At 57.0% G+C, this 14,528-nt stretch carries 13 protein-coding genes; 8 read left to right on the plus strand and 5 right to left on the minus strand.

All coding sequences use genetic code 11. The annotated features are described in order from the left end of the window. Positions 1-102: 102 nt before the first annotated feature. From O1Q98_RS05560 to mnmC, 4 genes are all read right to left on the minus strand, one after another. The gene (locus O1Q98_RS05560; RefSeq protein ID WP_125260131.1) at positions 103-417 is read right to left on the minus strand and encodes an AzlD domain-containing protein; all 315 of its coding nucleotides are present in this window, start codon (positions 415-417) and stop codon (positions 103-105) included. Next, positions 414-1,142: an AzlC family ABC transporter permease gene (locus O1Q98_RS05565; protein ID WP_125260130.1), complete on the minus strand. Its 729-nt coding sequence runs from the start codon at positions 1,140-1,142 to the stop codon at positions 414-416. Before O1Q98_RS05565 ends, O1Q98_RS05560 begins: the two co-directional genes overlap by 4 nt. A gap of 80 nt (positions 1,143-1,222) precedes the next feature. Beyond that, positions 1,223-2,056: an AraC family transcriptional regulator gene (locus tag O1Q98_RS05570; protein ID WP_125260129.1), complete on the minus strand. Its 834-nt coding sequence runs from the start codon at positions 2,054-2,056 to the stop codon at positions 1,223-1,225. Positions 2,057-2,199: 143 nt separating this feature from the next. Further along, the gene (gene mnmC, locus O1Q98_RS05575) at positions 2,200-4,254 is read right to left on the minus strand and encodes a bifunctional tRNA (5-methylaminomethyl-2-thiouridine)(34)-methyltransferase MnmC2/FAD-dependent 5-carboxymethylaminomethyl-2-thiouridine(34) oxidoreductase MnmC1 (RefSeq protein WP_125260128.1); all 2,055 of its coding nucleotides are present in this window, start codon (positions 4,252-4,254) and stop codon (positions 2,200-2,202) included. A gap of 159 nt (positions 4,255-4,413) precedes the next feature. Here mnmC and fabB point away from each other — a divergent pair, with 159 nt between their 5' ends. After that, entirely contained in the window at positions 4,414-5,634 is a 1,221-nt protein-coding gene (gene fabB / locus O1Q98_RS05580) for a beta-ketoacyl-ACP synthase I (RefSeq protein ID WP_125260127.1), read from the plus strand. 109 nt (positions 5,635-5,743) lie between these two features. Here the strand turns inward: fabB and flk are convergent, their stop codons facing one another. Next, the gene (gene flk, locus O1Q98_RS05585; RefSeq protein WP_125260126.1) at positions 5,744-7,027 is read right to left on the minus strand and encodes a flagella biosynthesis regulator Flk; all 1,284 of its coding nucleotides are present in this window, start codon (positions 7,025-7,027) and stop codon (positions 5,744-5,746) included. Positions 7,028-7,266: 239 nt separating this feature from the next. Between flk and pdxB the strand changes: the two genes are divergently transcribed. The 7 genes from pdxB to dedD all read left to right on the plus strand — a co-directional run bounded on the left by pdxB (position 7,267) and on the right by dedD (position 14,492). Beyond that, positions 7,267-8,406, plus strand: a complete 1,140-nt coding sequence (gene pdxB / locus O1Q98_RS05590) for a 4-phosphoerythronate dehydrogenase PdxB (RefSeq protein ID WP_125260125.1) — start codon at positions 7,267-7,269, stop codon at positions 8,404-8,406. An 81-nt stretch (positions 8,407-8,487) separates the two neighbouring features. Then, positions 8,488-9,498, plus strand: coding sequence for an aspartate-semialdehyde dehydrogenase (locus O1Q98_RS05595; protein WP_125260124.1), 1,011 nt, complete (start codon positions 8,488-8,490; stop codon positions 9,496-9,498). Beyond that, positions 9,498-10,331 carry a tRNA pseudouridine(38-40) synthase TruA gene (gene truA / locus O1Q98_RS05600; protein WP_125260123.1) on the plus strand — a complete coding sequence of 278 codons (834 nt, stop codon included), beginning with the start codon at positions 9,498-9,500 and terminating at the stop codon, positions 10,329-10,331. The genes O1Q98_RS05595 and truA overlap by 1 nt, the downstream gene beginning before the upstream one ends. 77 nt (positions 10,332-10,408) lie before the next feature. Further along, positions 10,409-11,071 (plus strand): DedA family protein, encoded by a 663-nt coding sequence (locus O1Q98_RS05605; protein WP_125260194.1) that lies wholly within the window; start codon positions 10,409-10,411, stop codon positions 11,069-11,071. 233 nt (positions 11,072-11,304) lie between these two features. Continuing rightward, the gene (gene accD, locus O1Q98_RS05610; protein ID WP_125260121.1) at positions 11,305-12,213 is read left to right on the plus strand and encodes an acetyl-CoA carboxylase, carboxyltransferase subunit beta; all 909 of its coding nucleotides are present in this window, start codon (positions 11,305-11,307) and stop codon (positions 12,211-12,213) included. Positions 12,214-12,292: 79 nt separating this feature from the next. Continuing rightward, on the plus strand, positions 12,293-13,579 hold the full coding sequence (gene folC, locus O1Q98_RS05615; protein ID WP_125260120.1) for a bifunctional tetrahydrofolate synthase/dihydrofolate synthase: 1,287 nt from the start codon (positions 12,293-12,295) through the stop codon (positions 13,577-13,579). Beyond that, positions 13,569-14,492: a cell division protein DedD gene (dedD, locus tag O1Q98_RS05620; protein WP_125260119.1), complete on the plus strand. Its 924-nt coding sequence runs from the start codon at positions 13,569-13,571 to the stop codon at positions 14,490-14,492. Before folC ends, dedD begins: the two co-directional genes overlap by 11 nt. The last annotated feature ends 36 nt before the right edge of the window (positions 14,493-14,528 follow it).

Below are 14,528 nucleotides of genomic sequence, written 5' to 3' on the forward strand. Positions count from 1 at the left end.
AACCCGTTATCGGCAACAACGCCCGGTGATGTTTCAGTACATCCCGGGCGTTTGTCTGTCACTGGGTATAGCGTTTTAACGCGCTCGCCGTCTGCCTTCCCGCTACAGCAAGCCCAGGCAAAGCAGGTAAAAGACACCCAGACTTGCCACCACCGCCAGCAAGGTCTGGCGAATCCACCAGGCTATCACCACACTGGCGATGGCACCCCATAAATAGGGGTTTTCAGGAAAAGGCCGCAGCGTCTGCTGCTGTAGCAAAATAATCGGGCCGCATATGGCGGTGAGCAGGCACGGGGCTGAGTAGTTGAGCGCTTCGCGCACCAGTGGCGCTAACCGAACCGGGATGCCGGGCTCCAGAAATACCGCGCGATAGCAAAACACCACTAACGCCAACAGCAGTAGTAATCCCCAGCTCATGCGCTTTCACCTCGCAGTCGTGCGGTCAGAACACAGACCGCCATTCCGCCAAGACCGGCAATCACCAGCGTCCCCTCAATATACCAATAGGCCAGCCCCATCGACATAAACAGTGAAAACAGCGTGCCTGTTAGTATCGACAGGCGTTTCACCATCGGGACAATCAGCGTAATGAAAGTGGCAATAATAGAAAAATCAAGGTGGTAGCGTTCAAGATGCGGGATGGCGTTGGCCATCATCACGCCGGCCAGACTGCACAACACCCAGCACAGATAAAACGTCAGGCCCGCGCCGATGAGATACGCCGTCGTCAGGCGGGATTTGGCCGTCACCGTAAGGGCAAACAACTCATCGGTGAGTAAAAAACCCAGCAACAGGCGATAACGTGCGTGAAGAGGGGCGATGAATGGCCGTAACGTCAGGCCGTAAATCAGGTGCTGGGCCGTTATCACCATCACCGTTAACAAAATGGTCAGGGTGCTGCTGCCGGACATCACCAGCCCGAGCGTGACCAGTTGCGCGGCTCCGGCGAAGATAATCGCTGACATTCCCAGCGCTTGCCAGAAAGGTAGCCCGGCTTGCACCGCCATTGAACCGGCCAGAATGCCCCAGGGGATCACGGACAGGCAAAGCGGCAACATGGCGAGACTGCCGTGCAGAAACCGGCGCGATGCGGAGTCCGGCGTGTTTTGGTGTAATAACAGATTAAGTGATGAGTCTGGCATAACAACCCTCCTTCAGGTTTATTGCCCGAAGGATAGCCACCGGTTGTGCGAGGGTATTGAAAGAAATTGCGCGTAGTCGGCTATTTAAGGGTGCGGACAAATTCCCCCGGCGTGATGCCGATTGCGCGTTTGAAATGGCGGTTGAAATGGCTTTGGTCGGAAAAGCCGCAGCGGGAGGCCACGTCTGACAGGCTGACACCGTTAATCAGCAATGAGCGAGCCTGACGCAAGCGCGCCTGAATCAGGTAAGCATGCGGCGGCATGCCGATGAGTGACTTGAATTGCCGGAGAAAATGCCACGGGCTGAGGCCAGCCATCTGCGCCAGTTGCAGCAGGCTGGTATCTTGCTCCGGGCACTCATCAAGCCAGCGCTTTGCGCGCAAAATGGCGGGCGTCGCCTGCGCCAGGGCCCGACCATCTGCTGGCGTCTTGCTATAGCGCATCATCAGCCAGCTCAGTGAAGAAAACAGCAGCGTCTCTTTGAACAGGCTGTTGTCAGCCTGTGATAGCAAGGTAAAAGCCAGCCGTAACTGGGCTGACAGACCGGGGTCATGCACGACGGCATCGGGAAACCAGGGGGTGCTGCCTTGCGGTATGCGCAGGTCACGCGACAGATGGCATAACAATGCCGGTGACGGATAGATAGCGCGATAGGCCCAGCCGCCAGGAACATCGGCATGGCCGGTGTGAATATCATCGGCATTGACCAGAATAATATCGCCGGTTGGCGCAACATGTTCACCGCCGGTGCGATAAAAACGCTGCGCCCCTTCTTCAATGACGCCAACGCAGAAATTTTCGTGTGAATGGCGGGCAAAGCGCTGGCGATGGTAGCGAGCTTGCAGCATTTCCAGCCCGCCCAACTCCTTGAGATGGTGAAACTGCACTTCTTCCCGTGATGAAGACGTTCCCATACAGCGCTCCCGACAATGCGTTGGTACAAAATTGCTGTTATGCGCATGCGTTATTGCGCCATTCGGCGCGCGCTCAACAGCGTGAAGCCACGTGGTCTTTAACTATACTGGTTTACCCGGCAACGTTTTACCTTTGCAGGGACTTACCTTTGCAGGGGCTTACCTTGCAGAGCCTTACCCTGTGGAGCCTTACCTTTGAGCCATTTTCTCACCCAAAAGCGGTGCGGGTGCAACGCCGCCAGCGTGCTGGCGTCCAGCGGTAAGGGTTCCGAGAAAATCTGTGATGCCAGAATCTCCGCCGCCAGCGGCGCAGAACACAGGCCGCGTGACCCTAATGCGCCAATCAGGTACAGGTTTGGCCATGCCGGGGCGTTTGCCACCTCAACGCCTGCATCACGCTGGGCGGGCAGGTCTTGATAGCTGGCCTCGGTTTGTGCGTAATCCGGTGCCTGACCAATAAGCGGCAGGTGATCGCGTATAGCACAGCGCACGCCACAGCGCGCTTGCTGCGCGCTAATATCAATCCCGGCAGTCCACTGGCTATCAGGCAGGCAGTCTATCAACCGCTGGCGATTTTGCTGTTGATCCGTGTCGCGATAATCGGTGGCGGTATCACCCCGGTGATAGCTGGCACCGATACAATGCGTGTGATGGCGCGGGCTGGCGGGTGTCAGGTAGCCGTCGTAACACAATACCTGGCGCAGTGGCGATAAGGCAGCGGTTTCAGGTACATGGCTGACCTGCCCGCGCACCGCATAGGTGGGAAGCTGGCGGGTTTGCGCCCAGCGCGTTATCTGGTGGCCATTGGCTAACACCACCGTGGCATGACGAGTGACCGTGTCGTTGTCCTGTGTCAATAACCAGCCGTCATCGCTGGCATCCAGTGTGACAATCGGCGTGGATAGGTGGGCCTGAAGCCCCTGCTGGCAGGCGAGCGCCAGCGCTGAGGCGCACAATTCTGCCGGACATAGCCAGCCGCCTGCCGGATAAACCACGCCAGCGCTCTGGAGCTCGATACCACAGTGCGCGCTTAACTGCGCACTGTCGGCCGGGTAAACCAGCGACGACGGCCAGTTGCCCGCCAGAATCTGGGCGATTTTGCGCGCGCTTTTGTCATCAAAGGCTAATTGGCTCACGCCGCACCAGTCATGCTCGAACACGACGCCTTGGGCACTGAGCGCATCATAATAGCGGCGGGCAAAATCAAACGCGGTGGCAAAAAAGCCAGACAGCGCATCGTGACGGTCATTGAGCAACGGGTAGAGTGCGCCTTGCCGGTTGCCTGATGCGCCCTGACCGACGTTATCATCGCTGCAATACAGCGTGACGCGGGCTCCGCGCCTGAGCAGTGCCAGCGCGGTGAGCACAGCGGCAATCCCGCCGCCGATAACCGCAATGTCCTGCGGCTGGCTGGCGGGCTCACGGGCATACCAGGGGGCGGGATGTGCGGCGTCCACGCCGGGGCGCACGGTGCCGCATAACATTTCTCGCTTCTGCCCAAATCCTTTGCTTTTTCTGACCTCGAAACCGGCCTGTTGCAACCCGCGACGCACAAATCCGGCGGCGGTGAAGGTAGCAAACGTACCGCCGGGGCGACATAGCCGCACCATCGCCTCAAAAAGCGTGTCAGACCACATATCCGGGTTTTTAGCCGGGGCAAACCCGTCGAGAAACCAGGCATCAATACGCCGGTTTAGGCTGGGGTCGAGCGTTGGCAGCAGCGCATTGACATCGCCAAACCAGATATCCAGCGTGATGCGCCCGCGCGCCAGAATCAGCCGATGGCAGCCCGGCAGCGGCTGTGGCCATTGCTGGCGCAATTCTTCGGCCTCAGCCGACAGCATCGGCCACTGTGCGTGTGCCGCCGCCAGATCGCGCTGGCACAGCGGGAATTTTTCAAAGCTGATGAAATGCAGGCGTTGCAGGCTGGCGTCCGGCTGTTGCTGGTGAAAGTGATCAAAGGCCTGCCATAACGTCAGGAAATTCAATCCGGTGCCAAAACCTGTTTCCGCCACGGTGAAAACGGCGGCGTCATGATGGATGAAGCGCTCAGGAATCTGATTGCCTTGCAGGAAGACATAGCGGGTTTCCGCCATACCATCCTGATTGGAGAAATAAACGTCATCAAACTGTTGCGATACAGGTGTACCCTGAGCGTTCCAGCTCAGTGCGGCATGCTGGATAGAGGGGGTTGTCACGGCAAATAACTCATTATTCAGGCGGTGGCGCGATTTTAGCGGGCGGTTTATTAAGTCGCAAATTTGAGAAAAGTTAGTCTGATCGGACTTGTTCAGCTTACATCTGTACGCTAAAGTGCGGTGCTAAATACAACGTCTACAAGCGCAATGAGGTATTGAATGAAACGTGCGGTGATTACGGGTCTGGGGATCCTGTCCAGTATCGGTAATAACAAAGAGGAAGTGCTGGCATCCCTGCGTGAAGGGCGCTCAGGCATTACTTTCTCTGAAGAGCTGAAAGATTCCGGTATGCGTAGCCACGTCTGGGGTAACGTTAAGCTGGATACGGCAGGTCTGATTGAACGTAAAGTAGTACGTTTCATGAGCGATGCCTCTATCTACGCGTATCTGTGTATGGAAGAAGCGGTCAAAGATTCCGGTCTGCCGGAAGAGACATACCAGAACAACCCGCGCGTTGGGTTGATTGTCGGCTCTGGTGGCGGCTCTCCGCGTTTTCAGGTGTTTGGCGCTGATGCGATGCGCAGTCCGCGCGGCCTGAAAGCCGTCGGCCCCTATGTGGTGACAAAAGCGATGGCGTCCGGTGTGTCTGCCTGTCTGGCGACACCGTTCAAAATTCATGGTGTTAACTACTCCATCAGTTCAGCGTGCGCAACCTCTGCACACTGTATCGGTAACGCGGTTGAACAGATTCAGATGGGCAAACAGGACATCGTGTTTGCCGGTGGCGGCGAAGAGCTGTGCTGGGAGCTGGCGTGCGAGTTTGATGCAATGGGCGCGTTATCGACCAAATACAACGACACGCCAGAGCGCGCTTCCCGTACCTATGATGCCGATCGCGACGGTTTCGTCATCGCAGGCGGCGGCGGTATGGTGGTGGTGGAAGAGCTGGAGCACGCGCTGGCGCGCGGTGCGCACATCTACGCAGAAGTGGTCGGCTATGGCGCGACCTCTGATGGCGCGGATATGGTGGCACCGTCAGGCGAAGGCGCGGTGCGCTGCATGAAGCTGGCGCTGCAAGACGTGGATACGCCGGTTGATTACATCAACACCCACGGCACCTCAACGCCGGTCGGTGACGTAAAAGAGCTGTGGGCGATTCGTCAGGTGTTTGGCGACAACGTTCCGCCTATCTCTTCCACCAAGGCGATGACCGGTCACTCACTTGGCGCAGCCGGTGTGCAGGAAGCGATTTACTCGCTGCTGATGCTGGAGCATGGCTTCATTGCACCGAGCATCAACGTCGAGACACTCGACGAGCAAGCCGTGGGCATGAACGTGGTGACGGAGCCGACCGAGCGCGAGCTGACGACAGTGATGTCCAACGGCTTTGGTTTTGGCGGCACCAACGCCGTGCTGGTGATGCGTAAATACGCGCAGTAAAAAAAACACGACTCAGCTGAATTATCAGAATACCGGAGCCCGGCTCCGGTATTTTTTTGCCCTGGTATCAGCCATTCCTCTCGTTATTCCCCCTCGTTACTCCCCTTTTTTACAGCACTATCCACAGCAGCAACGCGACCACCAATAGGGCCGTGAGCGCCAGACCAATCGGTTTGGTGACAAATTTCTGCCATTCGAACGGCAATGCAGCAATGATTGGGTTGATGAACGGCTGGGCGGGCGTTGTGGCTGTCTCCTGAAGCGCCTGCAGGCGTCGGCGGTAGAGAAAAGTGACAACCTCGGTGATTTGCGCTGGCGTCAGCGGCGTTGGTGGCGTGATGTTCAGGGTGCGGGCGACGTCTTGCAACAGTTGCTGCTCCTGAAAGTCGGCCGGGTGTTTTAGCGCGGCCTGCACGGTGTGCAGCGTTTGTGGCGCATGTTGTTGTAATAGAAAACTCTGGGTCGTCAAAAACTGGCTCAATGTCTGAAAGTTTTTGGCAGGGATAGGCTCACCGGTTTTTAATCCCTGCATCGTCATTAACGTTTGCCAGACTTTTGCCGGTGATTCGCCCGTAAGCGCTACCAGCCGCGCTACCTGCTGGTTGAGCAGGTTATGTTCAGCAGGCATTAAGAACCGGCCAGATGTCGCGCTCTGTGTACTATAGCGTGCCTCTGGCAGGGCGCTGTTTTGTCGCCCTGCTGCCAGTTGTTGCAGGTTTTGCGGCAACGGCGGCGGGAGTGGCGAGGCGCTTTGCGCTCCGGCGGGCGTAGCCGCGTTTGTGAGCGTTTCAAGCGGGAGTCGCGGGTTTACGCCGCCGGTATTGCCCGTGAGCGCGGTGCGCGAATCGGTAAGCGGTGTGCCGGAAAGCCGTGAGTCAGAAAGTAGTGAGCTAGAAAGTAGCGTATTAGAAAGTGGCGTGCCGGCCTGCGGTAATGAGCCGTTTTGTAATAACGTCACCACCAGTTTGAGTTGCGAGGGCGTTAGCGAACTGAGAACCGTATGGCCGAACTGCTGGCGGATAAAGTCGCTGGCGGCCTGTCGGTTATTTCCCTGCGCCAATAACCCGGTAAGCTGTTGTAACAGTTGCCGGGTATCCTGAGCGCTCTGTACGCTGGCTAACCGACTCTGTAACCCTTGTTCGGCGGCGGCAAACTGATTGGCCGAGAGCTCGGCATTGTTTTTGGCCCCTAACTCTGCCCGCACTGTCGCCCAAATTTCAGCCGGGTTGGCACCGCTCTGCGCCGCGACCTGCATCACCAGTTTTTCCAGTGCGGTACGCTGTACCAGCGTCAGCGGCGCGTCCTCGGGTGGCGCTGCGGTTTTTGTCAGCGCGTTATCCAGCGCTTTTTCTGTGCCAGGTGGGGGACTGCCGGTATTACCGATAGGTTGCATGCGGTGATCCTTTACAAGAGATCGTGACCACGACCGTCTCTGGCGCGGCGATGGCATCGCGCACGGGCCTGATAGAACGGAACATATTTGCCATCGTATTTGCCATCATAGCAATGGCGTCAGGCTACGGGTAGTCATAGTCAGTGTTACCGCAAGACGCTTTGTGGCAGAATAACCGCCCCCTTTTTATTTTATTGCAGCGCGGTGGGTATCGCTTGCGCGCTATCAGGAATGCGAACGTGAAAATCCTCGTTGATGAAAATATGCCTTATGCTCAGGCGTTGTTTAGCCGACTGGGCGACGTGACCGCCGTGCCGGGGCGACCGATTCCAATGCAGGCGTTGAGCGGTGCCGATGCGCTGATGGTGCGTTCTGTGACCAAGGTCAACGCTGAACTGCTGGCGGGGCAGTCGGTTAAATTCGTCGGTACGGCAACGGCGGGAACCGATCATGTGGATGAGGCGTTTCTGCGTCAGCAAGGCATTGGTTTTTCCGCTGCGCCCGGCTGCAATGCGATTGCCGTTGTGGAGTATGTTTTTTCTGCGCTGCTGATGCTGGCGGAGCGCGATGGCTTTGCATTGACCGATCGCACCGTTGGCATTGTCGGGGTCGGTAATGTCGGCTCGCGCCTCAATGATAGGCTGACTGCATTGGGGGTGCGCACGCTGTTATGCGATCCGCCACGGGCAGATAGTGGCGAGCCGGGGCCGTTTTTACCGCTGGATGAGGTTGTGGCGCGCGCGGATGTCTTAACCTTCCACACTCCGTTACTCAAAGAAGGCCCTTATGCAACCTGGCACTGTGTGGACGAGCAGATGCTCTCTCGCCTAAAAGAGGGGACGATTCTGATTAACGCCTGCCGGGGCCCGGTGGTCGATAATGCCGCGCTGCTGCGCGTCTTGCAGCAACAGAAAAACATCAGCGTGGTACTGGATGTGTGGGAGCCGGAACCTGCATTATCGGTGGAATTGCTGGCGCGTGTTGATATCGGCACCGCGCACATTGCCGGGTATACGCTGGAGGGCAAAGCGCGCGGCACGACCCAGGTGTTTGAAGCCTGGAGCCAGTTTATTGGTCAGCCGCAGCAGGTGGCGCTCTCGTCACTGTTGCCCGAGCCTGAGATTGCCACCGTGCGCCTGACGGTGCCGCTGGATGAGCACCAACTCAAACGTCTGGTGCATCTGGTGTATGATGTGCGCCGCGATGATGCCTTGCTGCGCCAGGTAGCCCATCTGCCCGGTGAGTTTGACCGTTTGCGCAAGAATTATCAGGAGCGGCGTGAGTGGTCGTCACTGCATGTCGTCTGTGCAGATGCCATCAGCGCGGAACGCTTAAACCGCTTAGGGTTTTTAGCCTCGGTGCATGCACCATCTGCGTAAGCACATATTCATCCACATTCGTCGGACGGCATTGTGCTGGTCTGGACGGGTCTATTTATTCTTGTTGGAGAGAACGATTACATGTCGAATGGCTGGAATGTCGCTGTGCTGGGCGCGACCGGTGCTGTTGGCGCCGCATTGCTAGAGCTATTGCAGGAGCGTGAGTTTCCCGTTGGTGAGCTGTATGCGCTGGCCAGTGAAAACAGTGCGGGTGAAACCTTGCGTTTCAACGGCCGTTCAGTGCGGGTGGAGAGCGCGGAGACGTTTGACTGGTCACAGGCGCAGTTGGCTTTTTTTGTTGCCGGTATCGATGCCAGCGCCCGCTATGCTGAAGAGGCGGGCAATGCCGGATGCCTTGTGTTGGATAGCAGCGGCCTGTTTGCGCTGGAGCCCGATGTCCCGTTGGTGGTGCCGGGCGTCAACGCGCATGCGCTGGCGGATTACCGTAATCGCAATATCGTCGCGGTGGCTGACAGCCTGACCAGTCAACTATTGATGGCGATTAAACCATTAACCGAGCAGGCTGGACTGGCGCGTTTGCACGTTACTAGCCTGTTGTCAGTCTCTGCGCATGGTAAAGCCGCTGTGGATGATTTGGCCGGGCAGAGTGCGCGTTTACTCAATGGTATTCCTGCTGAACCGGGACTATTCCCGAAACAACTGGCGTTTAACCTTCTGCCGCTATTGGCTGACGGCGAAGGCAGCGTGCGTGAAGAGCGACGCTTGGTTGAGCAGGTGCGCAAAGTGTTACAGGACGAAGGGTTGCCGATATCGGTTAGTTGTGTTCAGTCGCCGGTGTTCTACGGCCATGCTCAGGTGGTGCATCTGGAGGCTTTGCGCCCGCTGTCAGCGGATGAAGCGCGTGACGTGCTGGCGCAGGCCGACGATATCGTCCTGAGTGACGACGGGGATTACCCGACACAGGTTGACGATGCCTCTGGCAATGTTCAACTGAGCATCGGTTGCCTGCGTAATGATTATGGCATACCTGAATTGCTGCAATTTTGGTCGGTCGCAGACAATATCCGCTTTGGCGGAGCGCTGATGGCCGTCGCGGTTGCGGAACGGCTGTTAGAGGAGTATTTCGGCTAATGACGGTGTTGCAGCAACAGGCGGGTGAGCGCGCACCGATTAAAATCGCCCTCGGTATTGAGTATGACGGCGCGCGCTACTATGGCTGGCAGCGTCAGGCGGAAGTGCAGAGTGTGCAGGGGTGCCTGGAGGCGGCGTTATCTCAGGTTGCCAATGAGCCGGTGGACGTATTTTGCGCGGGACGTACCGATGCCGGTGTTCACGCCACCGGTCAGGTGGTGCATTTTACTACCCAGGCGGTACGTAAAGACGCGGCCTGGACGATGGGCGTGAACGCCAACCTGCCGCCGGATATCGCCGTGCGTTGGGTGAAAACCGTGGATGAGGATTTTCATGCCCGCTTCAGCGCCACGGCGCGCCGCTACCGTTATGTGATTTATAACAAGCGGTTTCGCCCGGCAATTTTGTCGCACGGTGTGACGCATTACTACCTGCCGCTGGATGCCGAGCGCATGCAGCGCGCTGGCCAATGTTTGCTCGGCGAGAATGATTTTACCTCGTTTCGGGCAGTACAGTGCCAGTCGCGCACGCCCTGGCGTAATCTGATGCACCTGCGCGTGGTTCGGCAAGGGGATTATGTCGTGGTGGATATCAAAGCCAATGCGTTTGTACACCATATGGTGCGTAATATTGTCGGCAGCCTGCTGGAAATAGGCTGCGGTAATCAGCCTGAAACATGGATGGCGCAATTGCTGGCGGCGAAAGATAGAACCCTGGCGGCAGCGACCGCTAAAGCCGATGGGTTATATCTGGTCGCGGTGGATTACCCGTCGCGCTTTGACATCCCTTCAGCGACGATGGGGCCGTTATTTTTACCTGATGATGTGCGGTAACAGCCGCAATGGGTCGCAAGCGTTCGGTACCCTGCGATGCCAATAGACAATTCTGTAGCGATTAAGGCGTAATTATGCTGGATTTTGTGCGATTTATTATCGATTTTATCCTGCACATCGATGTGCATTTAGCGCAGCTGGTGGCGCAATACGGCGTTTGGGTTTACGCCATTCTGTTTTTAATCCTGTTTTGTGAAACCGGATTGGTGGTGACGCCGTTTTTGCCTGGAGACTCACTGCTGTTCGTGGCTGGCGCGCTGGCGGCGTTGCCGGGTAATGACTTGAATGTTCACCTGATGGTCACGCTGATGGTCATCGCTGCAGTATTGGGCGATGCGGTTAACTATACGATTGGCCGTTTGTTCGGCGAAAAGCTATTTAGCAATCCGCAGTCGCGTCTTTTTCGGCGCAGCTACCTGGATCGCACCCATCAGTTCTATGAGCGTCATGGCGGCAAGACGATAATTCTGGCGCGATTTGTGCCGATTGTGAGAACATTCGCCCCCTTTGTCGCCGGTATGGGGCATATGCGCTATCGTGAGTTTGCGTTATATAACGTCACCGGCGCGCTATTGTGGGTGCTGCTGTTTACGTATGCCGGATACCTGTTTGGTGATTTGCCGGTGGTGCAGGAGAACCTGAAGTTGCTGATTGTGGCGATTATTTTTATCTCCATCCTGCCCGGGTTGATTGAGTTTTGGCGGCATAAACGCACGCTGACGCGGCAAAATATGAAGTAAGTGAAAAATTGTTTTAACATCCGGTTTGACCAGTTTTTTATCCACACGCCCGGATCGTTATGGTTTAATGAGCAGCATTTACGGCTGGGCCTGTATTGGCCCGCCTTCATGCCACGGTCTGATTTCGGTCACATGCCGAATTTAAGACATCGCTTTATTGGCGGCGTTGCCAGGGACGAGGTAACGTGTAGCAGCGTACTGGCTGGTGCCAGGTTCAAGCAGAAAGGTTATCAATGAGCTGGATTGAACGAATTCTTAATAAAAGTAATGTCACCCCTACCCGTAAGGCGAATATTCCTGAGGGGGTCTGGACGAAATGTGACAGTTGCGGTCAGGTGCTTTACCGTGCCGAACTGGAGCGCAATCTGGAAGTTTGCCCGAAATGTGACCATCACATGCGTTTATCCGCACGGGCCAGACTGCATGCGTTCCTTGATAAGGACGGTATGGTGGAGCTCGGCAGCGAGCTGGAGCCAAAAGACGTTCTGAAGTTCAGAGACTCCAAAAAGTACAAAGATCGTATCGCCGCTGCTCAGAAACAGTCTGATGAGAAAGATGCGCTGATTGTGATGAAAGGGACGCTGTACGGTATGCCGGTGGTTGCGGCTTCCTTCGAGTTCTCTTTCATGGGGGGCTCGATGGCGTCGGTTGTCGGCGCGCGTTTTGTGCGTGCAGTCGAGCAGGCGCTGGAAGATAACTGCCCGCTGGTTTGTTTTTCAGCCAGTGGCGGTGCCCGTATGCAGGAAGCGCTAATGTCGCTGATGCAAATGGCGAAAACCAGCGCGGCGTTGGCGAAGCTGCGTGAGCGTGGCCTACCGTATATTTCGGTGCTGACTGACCCGACCATGGGCGGTGTATCCGCGAGCCTCGCGATGTTAGGCGATTTAAACATTGCCGAACCCAAGGCGTTGATCGGTTTTGCCGGCCCGCGCGTGATTGAACAGACGGTGCGTGAAAAGCTGCCGCCGGGCTTCCAGCGCAGTGAATTCCTGCTGGAAAAAGGCGCGATTGATATGATTGTGCGCCGTGCGGATATGCGCTACAAACTGGCGAGTATTCTCTCTCGGTTGACGAATCGCCCGGAACCACAGGAATCTGCTGGTGCGCGCCCGTCGTCTGCTGAACCACAAAGTGAAGCCTAATCAATGATGCTCCGGGAACACGGCGGCGTGGTTGCCCTGTTCCCGATGGCTATCAACCGTAAGTCAGTGAATGGGACTCATGGATAATCTTCAGACACCTCAAGCCACGTCGCCTTTGGCCGCGTGGCTTCATTATCTTGAACATCTGCATAGCCAGGCGATAGAACTGGGGTTAGATCGCATTCATCGGGTTGCAGAACGGCTTGAGTTGCTGCAACCGGCTCCCCGGGTATTCACCGTGGCGGGCACGAATGGTAAAGGCACAACCTGCTGTACCCTTGAATCCATTCTGCGTGCGGCCGGGCTACGCGTTGGCGTCTACAGTTCGCCGCACCTGCTGCGTTACACCGAACGGGTGCGTATTGACGGACGTGAGCTGCCCGAGTCATTGCATACACAAGCGTTTGCCGCGATAGACGCCGGACGTGGCGATATCTCGCTGACCTATTTTGAGTTCGGTACACTGGCGGCGCTGTGGTTATTCAAACAGTCGCAGTTGGATGTGGTCATACTCGAGGTCGGCCTCGGCGGGCGTCTGGATGCGACCAATATTGTCGATGCCGATGTGGCGGTTGTCACCAGTATTGCGCTGGATCACACCGACTGGTTGGGCAACGATTGTGAAAGTATTGGCCGCGAGAAGGCCGGTATCTTTCGTCGCGGTAAACCTGCAATCGTGGGCGAACCGGCGATGCCTGCATCAATCGCGATGGTGGCGCAAGAGAAGGGCGCACAGCTAATGCGTCGGGATGTTGACTGGCAATTTAGCGTCGGTGCTGACCGCTGGTGCTGGCAGAACGAGTGCGTACGCTATGATGACTTACCGCTGCCGCATGTTCCATTGGCTAATGCCGCGACCGCGTTGGCCGCGCTACAGGCCAGTGGCTTGATGCCGGATATCGACACCCTTCGCCAGGGGCTTCAGCAGGCAACGCTGCCCGGACGCTTTCAAATCGTGCAACAGCGCCCGTTACTGATTCTGGATGTGGCCCATAATCCTCACGCTGCCGATTATCTGGCAACGCGGCTTGCGGCATTGCCTGCGCAGGGGCAAATCCGGGCGGTGCTTGGTATGCTGGCGGATAAAGACATTCCCGGTACGTTGCAGCACCTTAAGCCGCTTATTGATGCGTGGTATTGCGCTCCGCTGGAAGGGCCGCGTGGTACGCGTGCTGAACAGCTGGCACAGCATCTGGCGGCGTGTGACATCGTATCGACGGTGACGCTATTTTCAGATGTCGCTTCTGCCTGGCGTCGGGCGATGCAAGATTCCGCGCCAGAGGATGTCGTGATTGTTTGCGGTTCTTTCCATACTGTCGCGCATGTCATGGCGGCATTAGAGGAGAGTGGGACGCATGGCGAGTAAATTCCAAAATCGTCTGGCGGGTACCGTGGTATTGGTGGCGCTTGGCGTCATTGTGCTGCCGGGGTTGCTTGATGGTAAAAAAAAGCACTATGAGGATGAGTTTGCGGCGATCCCTCTGGTGCCTAAACCCGGCGATGCGCTGGAGGCGGAATCACTGCCGCCGGTAAGCCAGTCGCTACCGTCGCAACCGCCTGAGGGGGCCGCCGCCGCTGTGCAGCAAGGCAACGATGAGGAAGAGGAATCGCCGCCAACATCGCGACAGCAGAATGTCCGTAACGCCACGCCGCCTGCGCCTTCGCGTCCTCTACAGCCGACCCCGGCACCGATTATCAGCGAACGCCAGCCTGTGGCGTCGATAGCACCACCAGCCCTGAAAGCACAGCCGGTGAAACCGGACGTGAAGGCGGAGGCGAAACCGGAAGTCAAGAAGCCGGATACGCGCGCCAGGCCTGAGCCGAAGCTGATGGAAAATAAACCGGCTGATACGCGCGCGATAGCGGCGAAACCGGAGACGCGTAGCGCAGAGACTCCGGTAAAAGCGCCAGAAACGAAGAGTGCAGAAAACAAAGCCGCAGACAGTAAACTGGCAGAGACTAAGTTTGCAGAAAATAAGCTTGCAGAGACTAAGCCGGTGGAAAATAAACCGGCGGCTCAGGAGTCATCACCGGCTGGACAGGCGTTCGTGGTACAACTGGGCGCATTAAAAAACGCAGACAAAGTGAATGAAGTTGTCGCCAAGCTGCGTTTGTCCGGCTACCGCGCGTATACGGTGCCTTCCACGCCGGTCGCCGGGCAGATAACCCGAATTTACGTTGGGCCGGATGCATCAAAGCAAAAATTGCAATCAGCATTGGGTGATTTGCAGCAACTGAGCGGGTTGAGCGGCCAGGTGCGCGCTTATAATGCACACTAACCGCCCGTCGTGGGACGCGGCGCTCGTCCTCTGGCC

The sequence above is a fragment of the Dickeya lacustris genome (assembly GCF_029635795.1).
GTDB classification, from domain to species: Bacteria; Pseudomonadota; Gammaproteobacteria; order Enterobacterales; family Enterobacteriaceae; genus Dickeya; species Dickeya lacustris.